The following is a 17036-nucleotide window of genomic DNA, read 5'->3' on the forward strand; positions in this document are numbered from 1 at the left end:
ACAGAGCATGGCGGCGACGCGGCACAGGTCCACTGCCCGCCGCTTCGTGAATTCCGCCTGTTGCATCATGCGTCCGATCGTAAGGACGCTCAGGGCCGCCTGTCACCGGTGTATCGGATTATGAGACGGGATCATCCACTATCTGGGATGTGAAACGCCCCGGAGGCGCTCGCGCGGGCCTCCGGGGCGGGGAGTCTTCCCTGCTCTTCTACTGTGCGGACGGCGCCGTCTCGCATCGCGGACAGGCGCCCGATTTCCCCTCGTTCGAACGGCTATCCGACCAGCTATCCGGTGAGCTGGCCGGCGAGCTATCCGATGAGCTACCCGATGAGCTTCAGGTCCGAACCCTTCACGGTGATCTCGACGCCGTCCGTGACCGCCTCGACCTTGTCGAGCTCGATACCGGCCGGCAGGTCGTCGATCGCCTGCTGGAAGTCGGTCACGGCCCGCACCCGCCCCTCGGCCATGTCGAACGCGCCGACCTTCGGCAGGCTGTCCGCGCGGGCCGAGACCTTGCCGCCCTTGACCTGCACGGCGCTCATGACGGTCGGGTGCAGCGTGCCGAGCGGGGTCTTCACCGCGAGCAGGACCTTGATCTTGTCGCCGCCCCCGTAGGACAGGCCGTCGATCTTCGCCGTGATGCCGGGCGCGACCGGCGCCGGGTCCTGCTTGCGGACGGCCTTGAGCAGCTCGTCGTAGGAGACGCGGGCGGTGCCCGTGGCGGAGTCGGCGGTGGCCGAGGTGTAGCCGCTGTCGAAGGTCACGCCGTGCATCTCGGCGTTCAGGTCCGCGATGCGGATGGTGCCGCTGCCGCTCTTGGCCTCGTAGTCCTTGATGCCGATCTCGACGTCGTCCAGGGAGCTGCCGGCGATCTGGGTGAGGAACGGGAAGCCCTTGATGGACACGGTCGGCGTGCTCGCCAGGCCCTCGCTCGTGCGCACCTTGTCGGCCGCCTCGTCCTCGGCCAGGTTCACCGCCACCCGGTCGGCGATCACGAAGAGGCCGCCGAGGATGACGACGATGATCAGCAGTATTCGCAGTGCGCGCATGGCCCGGAAGCTCCCCCATGGTCTGGCGTCCCCCGGCTGCCTTCGGTGTCCCCCGCGCCGGAAGTGGTTCCTGCCGCGAGCGTACGTGCCGGTAATGAGAAGACGGCGGGCTCCGGCCGACTTGTTCCCAACTTGTCGATCAGAGCCCGCCGCCGTGGTGCGCGGGAGTCGGCGCGGTCAGCCCAGGGCGCGGCCCAGCAGGTAGACGGCCGGGGCGGCCGCGGCCAGCGGAAGCGCGACGCCCGCCGTCATGTGCACGAACTTCGACGGGTAGTCGTACGAGGCGACCCGGTGGCCGATCAGGGCGCAGACCCCGGCGCCGAGGCCGAGCAGCGCGCCGCCCGTGCCGAAGCCGGTGAGGGCGCCCGCCGCGAGGCCGCCCGCGGCCGCGGCCATCAGGGCGACGACGACGGACGCGGGCGTGGGCAGCGGCAGGGCGCGGGCCACGACGGTCGCCGCGACGGCGATCCCGCCGACCGTCACCGCGTCGGGGAGGGCCGCGAGGTGACCGGCGGCGACGATCGCGAGGGCCGCCGAGACGACGGTCGCCATCAGGCCGTACATCCGCTCGTCCGGGTCGGCGTGCGAGCGGAGCTGGAGGACGAGGGTGAGCAGGACCCAGACGCCGAGGGTGCCGAGGATCGCGGCGGGCCCGTGCTCCCGTCCCGCCGCGAGGAGCGCGACGTCGGCGACGACGCCGCCGAGGAAGGCGAGGGCGATGCCCTGCCGGGCGGGCCACATGCCGTTCAGCCGGAACCAGCCGGCGGCCGTGACGGCCTGGAGGAGCAGCAGCGGCACGAGCAGCGCGTACGGGCCGACGGCGGCGCCGCCCGCGAGCAGCAGCCCGAGCGCGGCGGTGAGTCCGGCGGGCTGCATGCCGGGCTCGATGACCGGCGAGCGGCCCTCGGCGCGGGCGCGCTGGGCGTCGGTGACGCGGGTGTTGCCGGTGACGGTGGCGCGGCCGTAGGCGGGCTCCCCGGAGGCGGACTGCGCGGGCGCGGGTTCGGCCTGCGGCTGCGGCTGCGGCTGCGGCTGCGGCTGCGGCTGGGCCTGCGCCGGCGCCTGCGCGCGGACCGGCGGCAGGACCTCCGTCATCGGGTCCGGCTGAGGCTGCGCGTACGGCTGAGCCTGCGGCTGCGGCTGCCCGTACGACTGCTGCTGCGCGTACGACTGCTGCTGCGGCTGCTCCTGGTACTGCGGCTGCTGGGCCTGCGCGTACTGCTGTTGCCCCGCGTCGTACTGCTGCGGCGGCAGGTACGGCTGCTGCGCGGGCTGCACCTGGGTGTCCCAGGTCTGGCCCTGCCACTGCTGGGTGGCGTCGGCGGCCTCGGGCTGCGGCGCGTACTGCTGCCCGTGGGCCTGCTGCCCGTACGGGTCGTACTGGTTGTTGCTCATCGGGGTCACCCTCCTGCGAACGGCGGGAGCACCTCGACCGTGCCGCCCTCGGCCAGCCGTACCGTCTCATGATCCCGGGTGCCGACGGGGTTCCCGTCGACGAGGAACGAGGAACGCTGCAGGACACGCACCAGGTCCCCGGGGTGTCGTGTGCGGACCCCGGCGAGCGCGTCGGCCAGGGTGTCGGCGTCGTACGGTTCCTCCGCGACTCCGGCGGCCGACTTGGCCGCCGCCCAGTAGCGGATCGTGCCCTGTGCCATGGAGACGGCTCCCTTCGTGTGTCCTGCGATGTGTCCTGCGATCCGGTCGGCGTCCTATTCTGCGGCACCCCCGGCACCGGCCTTCGCCGCCCAGTCCCCGATCCGGGCGAGCAGCTCGTCGCTCGCCGCGTGCTCGGCGTGCCCCATGCCGGGCTCCAGCCACAGCTCGGCGCTCCCGCCGGAGGCCTCGGCCAGCATCCGCGGGTGGTCGACGGGGAAGTACGGGTCGCTGTCGCCGTGCACGACGAGCAGTGGCGTCGGCGCCAGCAGGGGCACCGACTCGACGGGCGAGAGCGGCACCGGGTCCCAGTCGCGGGGGTGGATCCGGGTGCGCAGCCCGAGGCGGCTCACCATCCGGCCCGTGGGACGGGTGACCGCCCAGTGGACACGGCGCATCGGGGCGGTGCCCCGGTAGAACCAGCGGGCCGGGGCGCTCACCGCGACCACTCCGTCGGTGTGTGCCTCCGTGCGCCCCCGGTACATCGCCGCGTGCCGCAGGACGACGGAGCCGCCCATCGAGAAGCCGACCGTCACCACGCGGGTGTGCCCGAGTGAACGGGCCCAGGCCACCGCCGCCGCCAGATCGAGCACCTCGCGGTCGCCGACCGTGGACCGCCCGCCGGACCGCCCGTGCCCCCGGAAGGAGAACGTGATCACGGCCGCACGCTGGGCGAACAGCGCCGCGGCGCGCCGCACGTGGGGCCTCTCCAGATCGCCGGTGAAGCCGTGCGCGAGCACGATCGCGAGGTCGGTGCCGGGCGCCGGACCGGGCTCGTAGGCGGCGTCGATCGCGACCGCGTCCTGTGTCCGCAGGGTCGCGCGACGTGACGGTTCAGTGACCGGTCGCACAGAAGATCCGTCTTCGTCACCTGCCGGACGCCGATTCATGTGGGCTATTCTGCTGGACAGAGGACTCGGGCAATGCAGCCCCCGAGTCCTTTTGTGCGTTCTGGAGCGTTGTATACGAACGACGCTCATCACACCGGACGCGCACGGGCCCGGGGCGCGGGCCCGACCGAGTACGCAAGTACGCGCAGTACGAAGCAGTGCCGCAAACGTCCTCGCAGGGACCGAGGAGGAACCAGACGTTATGGGCGAGCGAACCGTGCACGAAGACAGGACGACCCGGGCGGGTGGAGCGCGATGAGCTCTCTGCTGCTCCTCACCAATGCCCTTCAGCCGTCGACGGAGGTGCTCCCCGCCCTCGGCCTGCTCCTGCACAACGTGCGGGTGGCTCCGGCGGAGGGCCCGGCCCTCGTCGACACCCCCGGCGCCGACGTGATCCTCATCGACGGGCGCCGTGACCTGCCACAGGTCCGCAGCCTGTGCCAGCTCCTGCGCTCCACCGGGCCCGGCTGTCCGCTGGTGCTCGTGGTGACCGAGGGCGGCCTCGCCGCCGTCACCGCCGACTGGGGCATCGACGACGTCCTGCTCGACACCGCGGGTCCCGCCGAGGTGGAGGCACGGCTGCGGCTCGCGATGGGCCGCCAGCAGATCGTCGCCGACGACTCCCCCATGGAGATCCGCAACGGCGACCTGTCGGTGGACGAGGCCACCTACAGCGCGAAGCTCAAGGGGCGGATCCTCGATCTCACCTTCAAGGAGTTCGAGCTCCTGAAATACCTCGCGCAGCACCCGGGCCGGGTCTTCACCCGCGCCCAGCTGCTCCAGGAGGTCTGGGGCTACGACTACTTCGGCGGCACCCGCACCGTGGACGTGCACGTACGGCGGCTGCGGGCCAAGCTGGGCCCCGAGCACGAGTCCCTCATCGGCACCGTGCGGAACGTCGGCTACCGGTTCGTCACCCCCGAGAAGCCCGACAAGGGCGAGAAGCCGGCGAAGAAGACGGAGCAGCAGACCGAGCAGCAGGCGGAGCCGAAGGGCGAGCCGGTCCGGGCCGACTCCTAGGTTCGGGGCTTACGCCCTGCCCAGGAGAGGTTCCATCCGCGTAGACTCCGCGCGTGGCCAAGGTGACTCGGGACGACGTTGCGCGACTGGCGGGTACTTCGACCGCCGTCGTGTCCTACGTGATCAACAACGGACCCCGGCCGGTCGCCCCGGCCACGCGCGAGCGGGTGCTCGCCGCGATCAAGGAGCTGGGGTACCGGCCCGACCGGGTCGCCCAGGCCATGGCCTCGCGGCGCACCGACCTCATAGGCATGATCGTGCCGGACTCGCGCCAGCCGTTCTTCGCGGAGATGGCGCACGCGGTGGAACAGGCCGCGTCCGAGCGCGGAAAGATGGTCCTGGTCGGCAACTCCGACTACGTGGCCGACCGCGAGGTGCACTATCTGCGGGCCTTCCTCGGCATGCGGGTCTCCGGCCTGATCCTCGTCAGCCACGGTCTCAACGATCTGGCGGCCACCGAGATCGAGGCGTGGGACGCCCGCGTCGTGCTGCTGCACGAGCGCCCCGAGGCGATCGACGACGTCGCCGTCGTCACCGACGACCTGGGCGGCGCCCAGCTCGCCACCCGCCACCTCCTGGAGCACGGGTACCCGTACGTGGCCTGCCTCGGCGGCACCGCCGAGACGCCGTCCGTGGGCGACCCCGTCTCGGACCACGTCGAGGGCTGGCGGCGCGCGATGGGCGAGGCCGGCCTGTCGACCGAGGGGCGGCTCTTCGAGGCCCCGTACAACCGCTACGACGCGTACCAGGTGGCGCTCGAGCTGCTCGCCGGGCCCGACCGGCCGCCGGCGATCTTCTGCTCCACCGACGACCAGGCCATCGGCGTGCTGCGGGCCGCGCGTGAGCTGCGCATCGAGGTGCCGGGCGAGCTGGCCGTCGCCGGGTTCGACGACGTGAAGGAGGCGGGGCTCACCGATCCGCCGCTGACCACGGTCGCCTCGGACCGCTCGGCGATGGCGCGGGCCGCCGTCGACCTCGTGCTCGACGACTCGCTGCGGGTCGCGGGGTCGCGGCGCGAACGGCTGAAGCTGTTCCCGTCCCGGCTGGTCGTGCGGCAGTCCTGCGGCTGCGAGTAGCCGCGCGCTCCTGAGCCCCGACCCGTCTTCACATCGGTCTTTATATCGGGCAAACAGGCTTCTGCCGGGACTCTCAGGGAGCACTCAGACAGCTCTCATGTCGGCGTCGCACGCTGAATGACATGACCGAGAGCTTCCGCCCCAGCGGCGAGTACCAGCACGAGTACCCCCAGGGCTCCTCCTACGGCGCCTACCCGCCCCCGCCGGCCCACGCGCCGGACGCGGCGGCCACGGCGGCCCCCGAGGCGCCGCGGCGGAAGCGGCTGCGCGGCCCGGTCGGACTGCTGGCGGCCGTGGCGGTCGCTGCGGCGGCCGTCGGCGGCGGCACCGCGTACGCCTTCCAGGAGCTGACCGGCAGCGACACCGCCGCCTCCAGCTCCACCAGCACCACCGTCGTGCCGAGCAGCCAGCGAGGCACCGTCGCCGGGGTCGCGCAGGCGGTCAGCCCGTCGATCGTCGAGGTCAACGCGGAGCTCAGCTCCGGATCCTCGACCGGCTCGGGCGTCATCCTCACGGGTGACGGCGAGATCGTCACCAACAACCACGTCATCGCCGGGGCCTCCTCCGTGAAGGTGCGCACCAGCGACGGCAAGACGTACACGGCGGAGGTCGTCGGCACCGACGCCAAGAAGGACCTCGCGCTGATCAAGCTGAAGAACGCCTCCGGCCTCAAGACCGCGACGCTCGGCGACTCCTCCGGCGTGAAGGTCGGCGACCAGGTCGTCGCGATCGGCTCCCCCGAGGGCCTGACTGGCACCGTCACCAGCGGCATCGTCTCCGCGCTCGACCGCGACGTCACCGTCTCCACCGACGAGGGACAGCAGCAGCAACAGCAGCAGGGCGGCGGGGACGGCAGCTGGCCCTTCGAGTTCGGCGGCAGGGAGTTCAACGGCGACACCGGCTCGTCCACGACCACGTACAAGGCGATCCAGACCGACGCCTCGCTCAACCCGGGCAACTCCGGCGGCGCGCTGATCGACATGAACGGCAACATCATCGGCATCAACTCGGCGATGTACTCCAGCGCCCAGGACGCCGGTTCCTCGTCGAGCGCCGGCAGCGTCGGCCTCGGCTTCGCGATCCCCGTCAACACCCTCAAGGCAGACCTCGACACCCTGCGCGCGGGCGGCACGAACAGCTGACCGCCGCGTCCCGTCCATCGCAGGAGGACCCCATGGCTTCCCCCGTCCACCCGCACCCCGCGACCGCCCACGGCCCCGCGGACACCGGCCTCGCGCTCGCCGTCGCCGCCGCCCTGAACCCACCGGCCACCCGCGCCCCCGAACTCGTCCCGACCACGACGAAGACGAAGGCCAAGACGAAGACGCAGGCGCAGGCAAAGGCCGCGCGCCGTGCCGCACGCGAGCGGCGGGCCGCCGTGCGAGGCTGAAGGCCCGTCCGTACGCCCCTCTCCCACCGACAGGAAAACGCAGCCCATGAGCCCCGCCGACGGCGACCGTGACGACCGGCACCGCATCCTCATCGTGGACGACGAGCCCGCAGTGCGGGAGGCGCTCCAGCGCTCCCTCGCCTTCGAGGGGTACGCCACCGAGGTCGCCGTGGACGGCGCGGACGCCCTGGAGAAGGCCGCCGCGTACCGGCCCGACCTCGTCGTGCTCGACATCCAGATGCCGCGCATGGACGGACTGACCGCGGCCCGCCGGCTGCGCGCCACCGGCTCCACCACCCCGATCCTGATGCTGACCGCGCGCGACACGGTCGGCGACCGCGTCACCGGGCTCGACGCGGGCGCCGACGACTACCTGGTCAAGCCGTTCGAGCTCGACGAGCTGTTCGCGCGGGTGCGGGCACTGCTGCGGCGCAGCGGGTACGCGGCGGCCGGCGCCGCGGACGACTCCGACGTGCTGTCCTTCGGCGACCTGCGGATGAACCCGGCGACCCGCGAGGTGACCCGGGGCGAGCGGACCGTGGAGCTGACCCGCACCGAGTTCACGCTCCTGGAGATGTTCCTGGCGCACCCGCGCCAGGTCCTGACCCGCGAGCAGATCCTCAAGGCCGTGTGGGGCTTCGACTTCGAGCCGTCCTCCAACTCCCTGGACGTGTACGTGATGTACCTGCGCCGCAAGACGGAGGCCGGCGGCGAGCCGCGGCTCGTGCACACCGTGCGGGGCGTGGGCTACGTGCTGCGGTCGGGCGGGGCCGAGTGAGCGGGTGGCTGCGCCGGCTGCGCGGGCTGCCCCTGCGCTCCCGGCTCGCGCTGCTCGTCGCGGGCGCGGTGGCGGCGGCGGTCGCGGCGGTCGCGGTCACCTGCTGGTTCATGACGCGGGCCCAGCTCCAGTCGCAGATGGACTCCTCGCTGAAGGGGACCAAGGTCGACAACGGCTATGTGTCGCAGCTGACCGCCGCGTGCCTGGGCAACGTGACCCAGGCCCCGTCGCCGGTCGGCAACTACACGGTGCAGCTGGTGACGGCCTCCGGCCGCACCTGCACCGGCCCCGGGCAGACCCCGATCGCCGCCGAGACGGCCGACACCCAAGTGGCCTCCGGAGAGCGCGACTTCACCCTGCACTCGGCGGACAACGAGAAGGGCGAGGCCCAGCGCGTCTACACGTACCGGCCTCCGCCCGGCGCCGCCGGACTGCTCCAGGACCGGTACGCCGTCTCCATCGCCCAGCCGTTGAGCGAGATCGACCGGCCGCTCACCTCGCTGGCCTGGATCCTGCTCCTCGTCGGCGGCATCGGCGTGCTCGGCGCGGGCGCGGCCGGCCTGTGGGTCGCGCGCACCGGGTTGCGGCCCGTCGACGAGCTGACCGACACCGTCGAGCACGTGGCCCGCACCGAGGACCTCACCGTGCGCATCCCCGTCGAGGGCGACGACGAGATCGCCCGCCTGTCCGCGTCGTTCAACTCGATGACCGCCTCGCTCGCCGCGTCCCGTGAACTCCAGCAGCAGCTCATCGCGGACGCCGGGCACGAGCTGCGCACCCCGCTGACCTCCCTGCGCACCAACATCGAGCTGCTCACCCGCAGCGAGGAGACGGGCCGCGCCATCCCGCCCGACGACCGCAGGGCGCTCCTCGCCTCGCTCAAGGCGCAGATGACCGAGCTCGCCGCGCTCATCGGCGACCTCCAGGAGCTGTCCCGGGGCGGCCTGACCGCGGACGACGCGCCGCTCAAGGTCGTCTCGCTGCACGACACCGTGCGCAGTGCGGTCGAACGGGCGCGGCTGCGCGGCCCCGAGCTGACCGTGAGCGCGGAGCTCGCGCCCTGGTACGTGCGGGCCGAACCGGCGGCGCTGGAGCGGGCGATCGTGAACCTGCTGGACAACGCCGTGAAGTTCAGCCCCGAGCGGGGCGCGGTCGAGGTCCGGCTGATGCGCGGGGCGCTCACCGTGCGGGACCACGGCCCGGGCATCCCGGACGAGGAACTGCCGTACGTCTTCGACCGGTTCTGGCGCTCGCCGACGGCGCGGGCGCTGCCCGGTTCGGGGCTCGGCCTTTCGATCGTGGCGCGCACGGTGGAGGCGATGGGCGGCGAGGTCGCGCTCGCGGCGGCGGACGGCGGCGGCACGGTCGCCACGGTCACGCTGCCGGGGGCCCCGGCGCCGCCGCCCGAGCTGCCGTAGGCGGTCAGCCGCCGACGCTGAGGCCGGCGCCGGACAGCTCGACGCGGATGCCGTCCTTCTCGACGGACACGTCCCGCAGGCGTACGTACCCGTGGTCGCGGGGCAGTTCCGGCAGCCGGAACGCGAGGGAGAGGCGGTCCGCGAGGGCGGGGCGGGTGAGCCGGGACAGGCTGTCGAGCAGGGACGGATCGAGCCCGACCTTCTTCAGCAGCCAGGGATGGTCGAGCGCGATGTCGATCAGGTTCATGCGCATCAGCTGGTGCACGAAGCGGGGCGAGCCGGTGAGCTCGGCGAGCTTCGTGTCGCTGCGCAGGGCCGCGCGCACCGCCCGGTCGGGCACGCCGACGCGGTGCATGAGCGCGGGGATGGACAGCAGCCGTTTGGCCTTGTCGGTCTCGGCGGTGACCCGGGCGACCGAGCGGCGGCTCAGGTGCAGGCCCTGGGAGGTGCCGGTGCCGGGCCGGTAGGTGGCGAGGTCGCCGATGCTCAGGCTCATGCCGTCGATGTCCGTGCTGATGCCGGTGGTGCCCAGGCGGCGGATGGTGGCGTCGGCCCGGACCTTCAGGTCGTGTCCGGCCACGGGCAGGATGCCGCGGGCCAGGACCTTGTCGCGGCCGTGCCCGGTGAAGGTGACCTGGGAGGCGCCCAGTTCGCGGTTCATGTCGGCGAAGCTGAGCAGCACCTCGCCGTTCATGGCGTCGGCCTGCGCGCCGCTGATGCCGGTCAGGCCCTCGCCGGTGATGCGGACGTCGCGCACCGTCGCGGAGACCTCGGCGAGGGTGACGCGGTCGGCGGCGACGTCGGGGACGGTGATCTTCATCTCGTCGACGCGGCGGTCGGCGAGCTGGGTGAGGAAGGGGAAGCCCTCGATCTCGACCTCGGGGGCGGCGGTCAGTTTCATCTGCCGCTTCAGCTGCTGGGCAGCCTCGTGCTCGGCGTAGAGCAGGGCCCAGCGGTCGGCGAGCGTGAGGAAGGCGGTGAGGACGAGGACGGCGATGACGCCCTTCGCCGCGAGGGACAGGCCCGCGAAGCGGTTGCGGCGGCGGCTGCCGCGCCGGTGGTTGGGCGGCGTCCAGTCCGTGTCGTCGGGGTCGTCGGGCTCCTCGTGCAGGAACTCGTCCAGCGGGTTCCCGGCGAGGGCCGCGAGCTCGTCGTACGGGTTCGCGTACGCGCGCGGGTCCGGATCCGAGGGAACCGATTCGGTGAGCGGCCCATCAAAGGGGGTGCGGCCGTCAGATATGTGGTCGTCAGCTATGCGGTGGGGGGTACGCATCGGGTGATTCCACCACACAACCCCACCCTTCGCGCAAACAACCTTCACCCCGCGCGAGTGGCCCACGGCGAAGAGCCGTGAGCCACTCGAACATGCCCCAAGAAGCGCTGTGCCGCGCCTACTTGAGGATGGTGACGCGGTCCGCCTTCGGCGGGGCGATCGGGTTCTGCGCGGAGGAGTTCGCGGTCAGGTAGTCGCCGAACGCCTTGAGGTCGTCGGCGCCGACGAACGGGTTCCTGCCCTGGCCGAGCGCCTTGAAGCCGTCGCCGCCGCCCGCGAGGAACGCGTTCATCGCGACGCGGTAGGTGGCCGCCGGGTCGATGGCCGCACCGTTCAGCTTGACCGTGTCGACGACGAGCCGGGCCGCGCCGGTCTTCGTCATGTCGAGCGTGTACGTGAGCCCGGCCGACGGCTGAAGCACCCTCGGCGAGGCCTCGTTGGAGCCGCTGACCTGCTGCTGGAGCGCCTCGATCACCTGGGCGCCGGTGAGGTCGGCGAGGTTGACCGTGTTGCCGAACGGCTGCACGGCGAAGGCCTCGCGGTACGTCACGACGCCGTCGCCCTCGCTGCCGCTCGCCTTGTGGACGAGGTCGGAGCGGACGCCGCCCGGGTTCATCAGGGCCAGCGAGGTCTTCGGGTCGAGGGACTTGCCGTAGGCGAGCTGCGCGTCGGCGATCAGGTCGCCGAGCGGCTCCTCCGGGGTCTTCGCGCCCCGGCCCAGGATGTCGGCGGAGATGTGGCCGACGGGCCGGTTCGCGACCGGCGCGGCCAGCTTGTCCCAGCGGCCGATCAGCTCGGTCATGTCGGCGGCCTTGGGCTGGGTGCGGGCCACGACGTGGTTCGCGGACTTCACCGAGGTCCGCACGATGTCCTGGGTGCGGCGGTCGTAGGTCAGCGTGGTGTCCGTGTAGACCTTGCCGAACGAGGACGCGGAGGTGACCATGCGGGGCTTGCCGGACGGGTCCGGGATCGTGCACACGTAGGCCTGGTGGGTGTGGCCGGTGACGAGCGCGTCGACCTTCGGGGTGATGCCCTTGGCGATGTCGACGATCGGACCGGAGATGCCGTCGCCGGCGCCCGGGGAGTCGCAGTCGTAGTTGTAGTCGCCCGAGGCCGGGGCGCCGCCCTCGTGGATGAGCGCGACGATCGACTTCACGCCCTGCTTGTCGAGGATCTTCGCGTACTTGTTGACGGTCTCGATCTCGTCGTGGAACTCGAGGCCCTTGACGCCGTCGGCGGTCACGATGTCCGGCGTGCCCTCCAGGGTGACGCCGATGAAGCCGACCTTCACGCCCTTGTTCTTCCACACCCAGTAGGGCTTGAGGATGGGCTTGCCGGTCTTCTCGTCCGTCACGTTGGCGGCGAGGTAGGGGTAGTCGGCGCCCTCGAAGGTGCGGCCGCCCTCGTAGCAGCCGGCGTCGGGGTGGCAGCCGCCGTTCTGCAGCCGGGCCAGCTCCTCGGCGCCCTCGTCGAACTCGTGGTTGCCGACGCTGGTGACGTCGAGGTCCAGCTTGTTCATGGCCTCGACGGTGGGCTCGTCGTGGAACAGGCCGGACAGCAGCGGGCTGCCGCCGACGAGGTCACCGGCGGCGGCGGTCACGCTGTACGGGTGGCCCTGGCGCGCGGTGCGCAGGGACGAGGCGAGGTACTCGACGCCGCCCGCGTCGATCGCCTTCGAGGTCCCGTCGGGCTGCTTCTCGGTGACCTGCCCGGAGGAGCCGGCCGGGGGCTCCAGGTTGCCGTGGAAGTCGTTGAACGAGAGCAGCTGGACGTCCTGGTAGCGGCCCTGGCCCTGCCGGTCCCGGTCCTGCTGCGTGGCCCCTGCGGGCAGCGCGGCGACCAGCGCGCCGGCGGTGGCGAGCGTGGCGGTCGCGGCGAGCGCTGCTCTGATCCGGCGTCCCGGCCGGTTCCTTTTCACGGGCATGTGTCCCCCCTGCGATTGCGGTGTCCGCGACGCTCCTGCGCGACGACGGTGACCCGGGGCAGCCTAGAGTCAACGCGCGTAGCGCGACAGGGGGTTGCAGGTTACAAGCCCGTTGCCCTTCTCCGGGGCGGGGCGGCCCGTACCCTCGTAGTCATGACCACGGACTCCGTAAACGCCAGCGATCCGGCCGTTCCGGGCCGAGCGATCGACACCCTGTCAGCTCTGTCCGCCGGGCAGGCGGACGAGGTTCTCGCCCTGCTCGCCGAGGCCGCCAGGACCGACGGCCAGCAGGCCGTGTCGGAGCAGGGGCGGTTGCAGCTGCGGGGCGGCGAGCGGGAGGGCGTGCGGCATCTGCTGCTGACCGTCGGCGGGGAGCTCGCGGGCTACGCGCAGCTCGAGGACACCGATCCGGTCGAGGCGCCGGCCGCCGAGCTGGTCGTGCGTCCGGCGCACCGCGGGCACGGGCACGGGCGGGCGCTGGGCGCGGCGCTGCTCGCCGCGTCCGGGAAGCGGCTGCGGGTGTGGGCGCACGGCGGGCACAGCGCGGCGCGGCACCTCGCGCAGGTGCTCGGCCTGACCCTGTTCCGTGAACTGCGGCAGATGCGGCGTTCGTTGAGCGACCTGGCGCTGCCGGACCCGGTGCTGCCGGCGGGTGTACGGATCCGTACGTTCGTGCCGGGGCAGGACGACGCGGCGTGGCTCGCGGTGAACGCGGCGGCGTTCGCGCACCACCCCGAGCAGGGCTCGCTGACCCAGCGGGACCTGGACGACCGCAAGGCGGAGCCGTGGTTCGACCCGGCGGGCTTCTTCCTGGCGTTCCAGGGGGACGAGCTGGTCGGCTTCCACTGGACGAAGGTGCACGCCGCGGAGCGGATCGGCGAGGTGTACGTGGTCGGTGTGGCGCCGGGGAACCAGGGCGGCGGGCTCGGCAAGGCGCTCACGACGACGGGGCTGCGGCATCTCGCGGCGGCCGGTCTGCCGACGGCGATGCTCTATGTCGACGCGGACAACAAGGCGGCGGTGAGTGTGTACGAGCGGCTCGGCTTCAGCACGTACGAGACGGATCTGATGTACCGCACAGAGTCCTGACCTGGGGTTTCACCCAGAGCTAAGACCCAGAGGGGCCGGTGTCGCTTGACGCCGGCCCCTTTCTTGCATCACCCTTTCACTACTTGATTAGTGAAAGTAGGGAAAGGGGGTACGACGTGGCAGGAGACACGGGGCCCGTCATCGAGTTCCGCATCGACCGCTCCAGCGGCGTCGCCACCTATCTGCAGATCGTCCACCAGACCGAGCAGGCTCTCCGGCTGGGCCTGCTGGAGCCCGGGGACAAACTGCCCACCGCCCGCGAGGTCGTCGAGGCGACGGCCATCAACCCGAACACGGTGCTGAAGGCCTACCGCGAGCTGGAGCGCTCCGGACTCGTCGAAGCCCGCCGCGGCCTGGGCACGTTCGTCCGCAGGTCACTGGGCTCGTCCCCCGCCGACTCGCCGCTGCGAGCCGAGCTGGAGGACTGGACGAGACGCGCGAAGGAGGCAGGGCTCGACCGCGAGGACGTGGCCGCCCTGTTCGGCAGCGCACTGGACGCACACTTCCGCACCGCGCAGGCCGGCACGACCACCGGCACCGAGCGCACCACAAGCACCACGAGCAGCACCGAGGGGACAGCATGACCACGGCCATCGAGGCGACCGGCCTCGTCAAGCGCTACGGGCGGCGAGGCATCGCCGCCCTCGACCACTGCGCGTTCCGGCTCCCGGCCGGCCGCGTCAGCGCCCTGGTGGGGCCCAACGGCGCCGGAAAGTCCACCCTGCTCGCCATCGCCGCCGGACTCCTGCGCCCCACCTCCGGCCGGGTCACCGTCCTCGGCGGCGCCCCCGGCGAGCACCGCGCCAAGGTCGCGTACCTGTCGCAGGACAAGCCGCTGTACCCGCAGCTGACCATCGCCGACACCCTGCGCCTGGGCGCCGAGCTCAACCCCGGCTGCTGGGACGCCCCGTACGCCGCGGGCATCGTCGCGCAGGGCGACCTCGACCCGAAGGCCCGCATCCGCTCGCTCTCCGGCGGCCAGCGCACCCGCGTCGCCCTCGCCCTGGCCCTCGGCAAGCGGCCCGAGCTGATGCTGCTCGACGAGCCGATGGCCGACCTCGACCCGCTCGCCCGGCACGAGCTCATGGGCACCCTGATGGCCGACGCCGCCGAGCACGGCACCACCGTCCTCATGTCCTCGCACATCGTCGCCGAGCTCGCCGACGCCTGCGACCACCTGCTCCTCCTGGGCGGCGGCCGCATCCGGCTCGGCGGCGGCATCGACGACCTGATCGGCGCCCACAGCCTCGTCACCGGCCGCGGCGACCTCAGCGGCCACACCGTCGTCGAGTCCCGCGCCTCCGGCCGCGGCATCACCGCGCTGATCCGCCGCGACGGCGCGCTCGGCGCCGGCTGGGCCGTCCAGGAGCCCTCCCTGGAGGAACTGCTCCTCGCCCACCTGCGCTCCCCCGACGCCCCGGCCCTGCTCACCCCGAGCACCGGCCCGGCCCCCGCCCCGCTGACCCCGGAGGTGTCCGCATGAGCGCCCCCGCCCCCGCTCCCGCTTCCACTTCCGAGAAGGACACCGCCCGCGTCCGGCGCACCCTGCCCGGCCCCGACGGCCTCGTCTGGACGACCCTGCGCCTGCACCGCACCGCCCTGTGGGCCTGGACCGGATACGTCGCGATCAGCCTCGGCCTGCTGCTGTGGCTGTGGGGCCCGGGCTCGTCCGAGGTCATGCGCGCCTTCGACTCCCTCGGCTACGAGGGCGCCTTCGAGGCCAACCGCCACGACCTCGGCTGGGGCTTCTACCTCAGCTTCGACTCCCTCTTCTACGATCCGCTGTCCTGGGCCCGCATCGCCGCGGTCGCCGTCGCCGTCTTCGCGGCCGGACCGCTGATCACGCGCGAACTGGAGTCGGGCACCGTCCAGTTGGCCTGGACCCAGTCCGTGTCCCCGGCCCGCTGGCTCGCCGCGAAGCTCGCCGTGCCCGCACTGTTCGTCACCGCCGGCACCACCCTGATCGTCGTCCTGTACCGCCTGGTCTGGGACGACCGCAACCACCTGCTCGTCGCCGGTATCGGCCCGCGCGACCTCGCCTTCTCCGTCGGCCCCGCGACCGTCGCCAACGCCCTGTTCGGCCTCGCCTTCGGCGTCCTCGCCGCGCTCGTGCTGCGCCGCACCCTGCCCGCGCTCGCCGTCGCCGGCATCGGCACGTACCTGGTCGGCGCGTTCCGCGGCAACTCCTGGCCCTTCCAGGGCCGCCACCAGACGCCGGAACTGCCCGTGCACAGCCGGGCCGTCACCTCCACCGGCGCCGAGATCCGCGACCCCGGCTGCACCACGCAGGCCTGCCTGGACCGGCACGACATCACCGGGTTCACCCGCCACTACCTGCCCTCGCCCGACTACTGGCCCCGCCAGCTCGCCGAGACGGGCCTCCTCCTCACCCTGACCGCCCTCGCCGTCGCCGCCGCGTTCCTCGTGCTGCGCCGCTACCAGCCCCGCCGCAAGGAGGCCTCCGCATGAGCGCCCTGACCTTCTCGCCCCGCACCGGCCTGACCTGGACGGTCCTCAAGCTGCACCAGATCGCGCTGTGGCTCTGGGTCGCCTACGTGGCGCTCTGCGCGGGCGTCCAGCTGTGGCTCATCGGCCCCGGCACCTCGGGGCTCGGCATCGCCGGGCGCTGCGTCGCCGGCGTGGCCAACTCCTGCGTCGCCCAGGGCCCGACCGCGGGCGCCTACCACTTCGCGACCCTCACCGTCGACGTCACGCTCGCCGCCGTACCGCTCGCCGTCGCGCTGTACATCGGCGGTCTCGTCCTCGGCCGCGAACTGGAGCGCGGGACCGCCCAGTTGACCTGGTCGCAGTCCGTCACCCCGGTCCGCTGGCTCACCGCGAAGCTGGCCCTCCCGGCACTGGCCCTCACCCTCGGCACCGGCCTCCTCATCGCCCTGCGCCAGGCCGTCGTCGCCCGGGCCCCCGGCCTCACCGACAACCAGTGGTACGCCGCCGGCTCCTTCGACACGCTCGGCACGGTCGCCGTCGCCCTGCCCCTGCTGGGGCTGGCCTGCGGGGCGCTCGGCGCGCTGCTGCACCGCCGGGCCCTTCCCGCCGCCGCGACCTCCGGAGTACTCCTCCTCGTCCTCTCCACCCTCCTCGGACAGCTCCGCCCGCACCTGTGGACCACCCGCACGGTCACCGGCTCCGTCGAGCAGGGCTACCGCTTCTTCGCCGGCCAGCTCACCGGTGAGGGCGCGATCACGGGATCCGGGGCGCGGGTCGAGGACCCGATGTGCGTCGACGACCGCGCCTGCCTCACCGAGCACAACATCACCGGCTTCTACCGCGAGGGCCACCCCCCGGCCCACTTCTGGCCCATGCAGCTGATGGAGACGGGCGTCGTCCTGGCCGTGGTCTCGGCCCTGACCTACGCGGCCTTCTGGCTCCTACGGCGCCGGGTCCCGTCTGCCAAGTAGCGTCGATTGCGGCCTCTCCGCCCCTAGAGGCTGAACGGCGAAGCCGTTCGCCTCTAG

The 17036-nt window shown here is 72.6% G+C and carries 17 protein-coding genes; 11 read left to right on the forward strand and 6 right to left on the reverse strand.

Translation table 11 applies throughout. From position 1 onward, the window contains the following. Positions 1-320: 320 nt before the first annotated feature. From ACIBTU_RS34270 to ACIBTU_RS34285, 4 genes are all read right to left on the reverse strand, one after another. Positions 321-1049 carry a DUF2993 domain-containing protein gene (locus ACIBTU_RS34270; protein ID WP_399130578.1) on the reverse strand — a complete coding sequence of 243 codons (729 nt, stop codon included), beginning with the start codon at positions 1047-1049 and terminating at the stop codon, positions 321-323. Between the two features lie 177 nt (positions 1050-1226). Continuing rightward, complete coding sequence (locus ACIBTU_RS34275; RefSeq protein ID WP_399130579.1) at positions 1227-2444, reverse strand: hypothetical protein; 1218 nt, start codon at positions 2442-2444, stop codon at positions 1227-1229. Between the two features lie 5 nt (positions 2445-2449). Next, entirely contained in the window at positions 2450-2704 is a 255-nt protein-coding gene (locus ACIBTU_RS34280) for a MoaD/ThiS family protein (protein ID WP_399130580.1), read from the reverse strand. 54 nt (positions 2705-2758) lie between these two features. Continuing rightward, the gene (locus ACIBTU_RS34285; protein ID WP_399130581.1) at positions 2759-3592 is read right to left on the reverse strand and encodes an alpha/beta hydrolase; all 834 of its coding nucleotides are present in this window, start codon (positions 3590-3592) and stop codon (positions 2759-2761) included. A 255-nt stretch (positions 3593-3847) separates the two neighbouring features. On the opposite strand from ACIBTU_RS34285, the gene ACIBTU_RS34290 reads away from it, so the two are divergent. The 6 genes from ACIBTU_RS34290 to ACIBTU_RS34315 all read left to right on the forward strand — a co-directional run bounded on the left by ACIBTU_RS34290 (position 3848) and on the right by ACIBTU_RS34315 (position 9274). After that, positions 3848-4612, forward strand: a complete 765-nt coding sequence (locus ACIBTU_RS34290; RefSeq protein ID WP_399130582.1) for a response regulator transcription factor — start codon at positions 3848-3850, stop codon at positions 4610-4612. A gap of 53 nt (positions 4613-4665) precedes the next feature. Further along, on the forward strand, positions 4666-5688 hold the full coding sequence (locus ACIBTU_RS34295) for a LacI family DNA-binding transcriptional regulator (RefSeq protein ID WP_399130583.1): 1023 nt from the start codon (positions 4666-4668) through the stop codon (positions 5686-5688). 122 nt (positions 5689-5810) lie between these two features. Then, positions 5811-6830: a S1C family serine protease gene (locus tag ACIBTU_RS34300; protein ID WP_399130584.1), complete on the forward strand. Its 1020-nt coding sequence runs from the start codon at positions 5811-5813 to the stop codon at positions 6828-6830. A 32-nt stretch (positions 6831-6862) separates the two neighbouring features. After that, positions 6863-7078 carry a hypothetical protein gene (locus ACIBTU_RS34305; protein ID WP_399130585.1) on the forward strand — a complete coding sequence of 72 codons (216 nt, stop codon included), beginning with the start codon at positions 6863-6865 and terminating at the stop codon, positions 7076-7078. A gap of 46 nt (positions 7079-7124) precedes the next feature. Then, positions 7125-7856 (forward strand): response regulator transcription factor, encoded by a 732-nt coding sequence (locus tag ACIBTU_RS34310; protein WP_399130586.1) that lies wholly within the window; start codon positions 7125-7127, stop codon positions 7854-7856. After that, positions 7853-9274, forward strand: a complete 1422-nt coding sequence (locus ACIBTU_RS34315; protein ID WP_399130587.1) for a sensor histidine kinase — start codon at positions 7853-7855, stop codon at positions 9272-9274. Before ACIBTU_RS34310 ends, ACIBTU_RS34315 begins: the two co-directional genes overlap by 4 nt. A gap of 4 nt (positions 9275-9278) precedes the next feature. On the opposite strand, the gene ACIBTU_RS34320 is transcribed toward ACIBTU_RS34315, so the two are convergent. Both ACIBTU_RS34320 and ACIBTU_RS34325 read right to left on the reverse strand, forming a co-directional pair. Continuing rightward, positions 9279-10547 carry a DUF2993 domain-containing protein gene (locus ACIBTU_RS34320; RefSeq protein ID WP_399130588.1) on the reverse strand — a complete coding sequence of 423 codons (1269 nt, stop codon included), beginning with the start codon at positions 10545-10547 and terminating at the stop codon, positions 9279-9281. A gap of 118 nt (positions 10548-10665) precedes the next feature. Next, positions 10666-12471, reverse strand: coding sequence for a bifunctional metallophosphatase/5'-nucleotidase (locus tag ACIBTU_RS34325; RefSeq protein WP_399130589.1), 1806 nt, complete (start codon positions 12469-12471; stop codon positions 10666-10668). Between the two features lie 153 nt (positions 12472-12624). Between ACIBTU_RS34325 and mshD the strand changes: the two genes are divergently transcribed. The 5 genes from mshD (at position 12625) to ACIBTU_RS34350 (ending at position 16979) form a co-directional block, all read left to right on the forward strand. Further along, positions 12625-13560 (forward strand): mycothiol synthase, encoded by a 936-nt coding sequence (gene mshD / locus ACIBTU_RS34330; RefSeq protein ID WP_399130590.1) that lies wholly within the window; start codon positions 12625-12627, stop codon positions 13558-13560. A gap of 116 nt (positions 13561-13676) precedes the next feature. Continuing rightward, positions 13677-14144, forward strand: a complete 468-nt coding sequence (locus ACIBTU_RS34335) for a GntR family transcriptional regulator (protein WP_399130591.1) — start codon at positions 13677-13679, stop codon at positions 14142-14144. Beyond that, positions 14141-15043 carry an ABC transporter ATP-binding protein gene (locus ACIBTU_RS34340; protein ID WP_399130592.1) on the forward strand — a complete coding sequence of 301 codons (903 nt, stop codon included), beginning with the start codon at positions 14141-14143 and terminating at the stop codon, positions 15041-15043. The genes ACIBTU_RS34335 and ACIBTU_RS34340 overlap by 4 nt, the downstream gene beginning before the upstream one ends. Further along, positions 15040-16029, forward strand: coding sequence for a hypothetical protein (locus ACIBTU_RS34345; RefSeq protein ID WP_399130593.1), 990 nt, complete (start codon positions 15040-15042; stop codon positions 16027-16029). Before ACIBTU_RS34340 ends, ACIBTU_RS34345 begins: the two co-directional genes overlap by 4 nt. Continuing rightward, entirely contained in the window at positions 16026-16979 is a 954-nt protein-coding gene (locus ACIBTU_RS34350) for an ABC transporter permease (RefSeq protein ID WP_399130594.1), read from the forward strand. Before ACIBTU_RS34345 ends, ACIBTU_RS34350 begins: the two co-directional genes overlap by 4 nt. Positions 16980-17036: the final 57 nt, after the last annotated feature.

Source organism: Streptomyces sp. NPDC050145 (genome assembly GCF_044460245.1).
Lineage (GTDB): Bacteria > Actinomycetota > Actinomycetes > Streptomycetales > Streptomycetaceae > Streptomyces.

What these genes read in the sequence shown, in the direction of transcription:
- ACIBTU_RS34350 (WP_399130594.1), top strand. Translation starts at nt 16,026, where the DNA reads ATGAGCGCCCTGACCTTCTCGCCCCGCACCGGCCTGACCTGGACGGTC.
- ACIBTU_RS34300 (WP_399130584.1), top strand. Translation starts at nt 5,811, where the DNA reads ATGACCGAGAGCTTCCGCCCCAGCGGCGAGTACCAGCACGAGTACCCC.
- ACIBTU_RS34340 (WP_399130592.1), top strand. Translation starts at nt 14,141, where the DNA reads ATGACCACGGCCATCGAGGCGACCGGCCTCGTCAAGCGCTACGGGCGG.
- ACIBTU_RS34305 (WP_399130585.1), top strand. Translation starts at nt 6,863, where the DNA reads ATGGCTTCCCCCGTCCACCCGCACCCCGCGACCGCCCACGGCCCCGCG.
- ACIBTU_RS34285 (WP_399130581.1), bottom strand. Translation starts at nt 3,592, where the DNA reads ATGAATCGGCGTCCGGCAGGTGACGAAGACGGATCTTCTGTGCGACCG.
- ACIBTU_RS34320 (WP_399130588.1), bottom strand. Translation starts at nt 10,547, where the DNA reads ATGCGTACCCCCCACCGCATAGCTGACGACCACATATCTGACGGCCGC.
- mshD (WP_399130590.1), top strand. Translation starts at nt 12,625, where the DNA reads ATGACCACGGACTCCGTAAACGCCAGCGATCCGGCCGTTCCGGGCCGA.
- ACIBTU_RS34325 (WP_399130589.1), bottom strand. Translation starts at nt 12,471, where the DNA reads ATGCCCGTGAAAAGGAACCGGCCGGGACGCCGGATCAGAGCAGCGCTC.
- ACIBTU_RS34270 (WP_399130578.1), bottom strand. Translation starts at nt 1,049, where the DNA reads ATGCGCGCACTGCGAATACTGCTGATCATCGTCGTCATCCTCGGCGGC.
- ACIBTU_RS34290 (WP_399130582.1), top strand. Translation starts at nt 3,848, where the DNA reads ATGAGCTCTCTGCTGCTCCTCACCAATGCCCTTCAGCCGTCGACGGAG.
- ACIBTU_RS34275 (WP_399130579.1), bottom strand. Translation starts at nt 2,444, where the DNA reads ATGAGCAACAACCAGTACGACCCGTACGGGCAGCAGGCCCACGGGCAG.
- ACIBTU_RS34310 (WP_399130586.1), top strand. Translation starts at nt 7,125, where the DNA reads ATGAGCCCCGCCGACGGCGACCGTGACGACCGGCACCGCATCCTCATC.
- ACIBTU_RS34280 (WP_399130580.1), bottom strand. Translation starts at nt 2,704, where the DNA reads ATGGCACAGGGCACGATCCGCTACTGGGCGGCGGCCAAGTCGGCCGCC.
- ACIBTU_RS34345 (WP_399130593.1), top strand. Translation starts at nt 15,040, where the DNA reads ATGAGCGCCCCCGCCCCCGCTCCCGCTTCCACTTCCGAGAAGGACACC.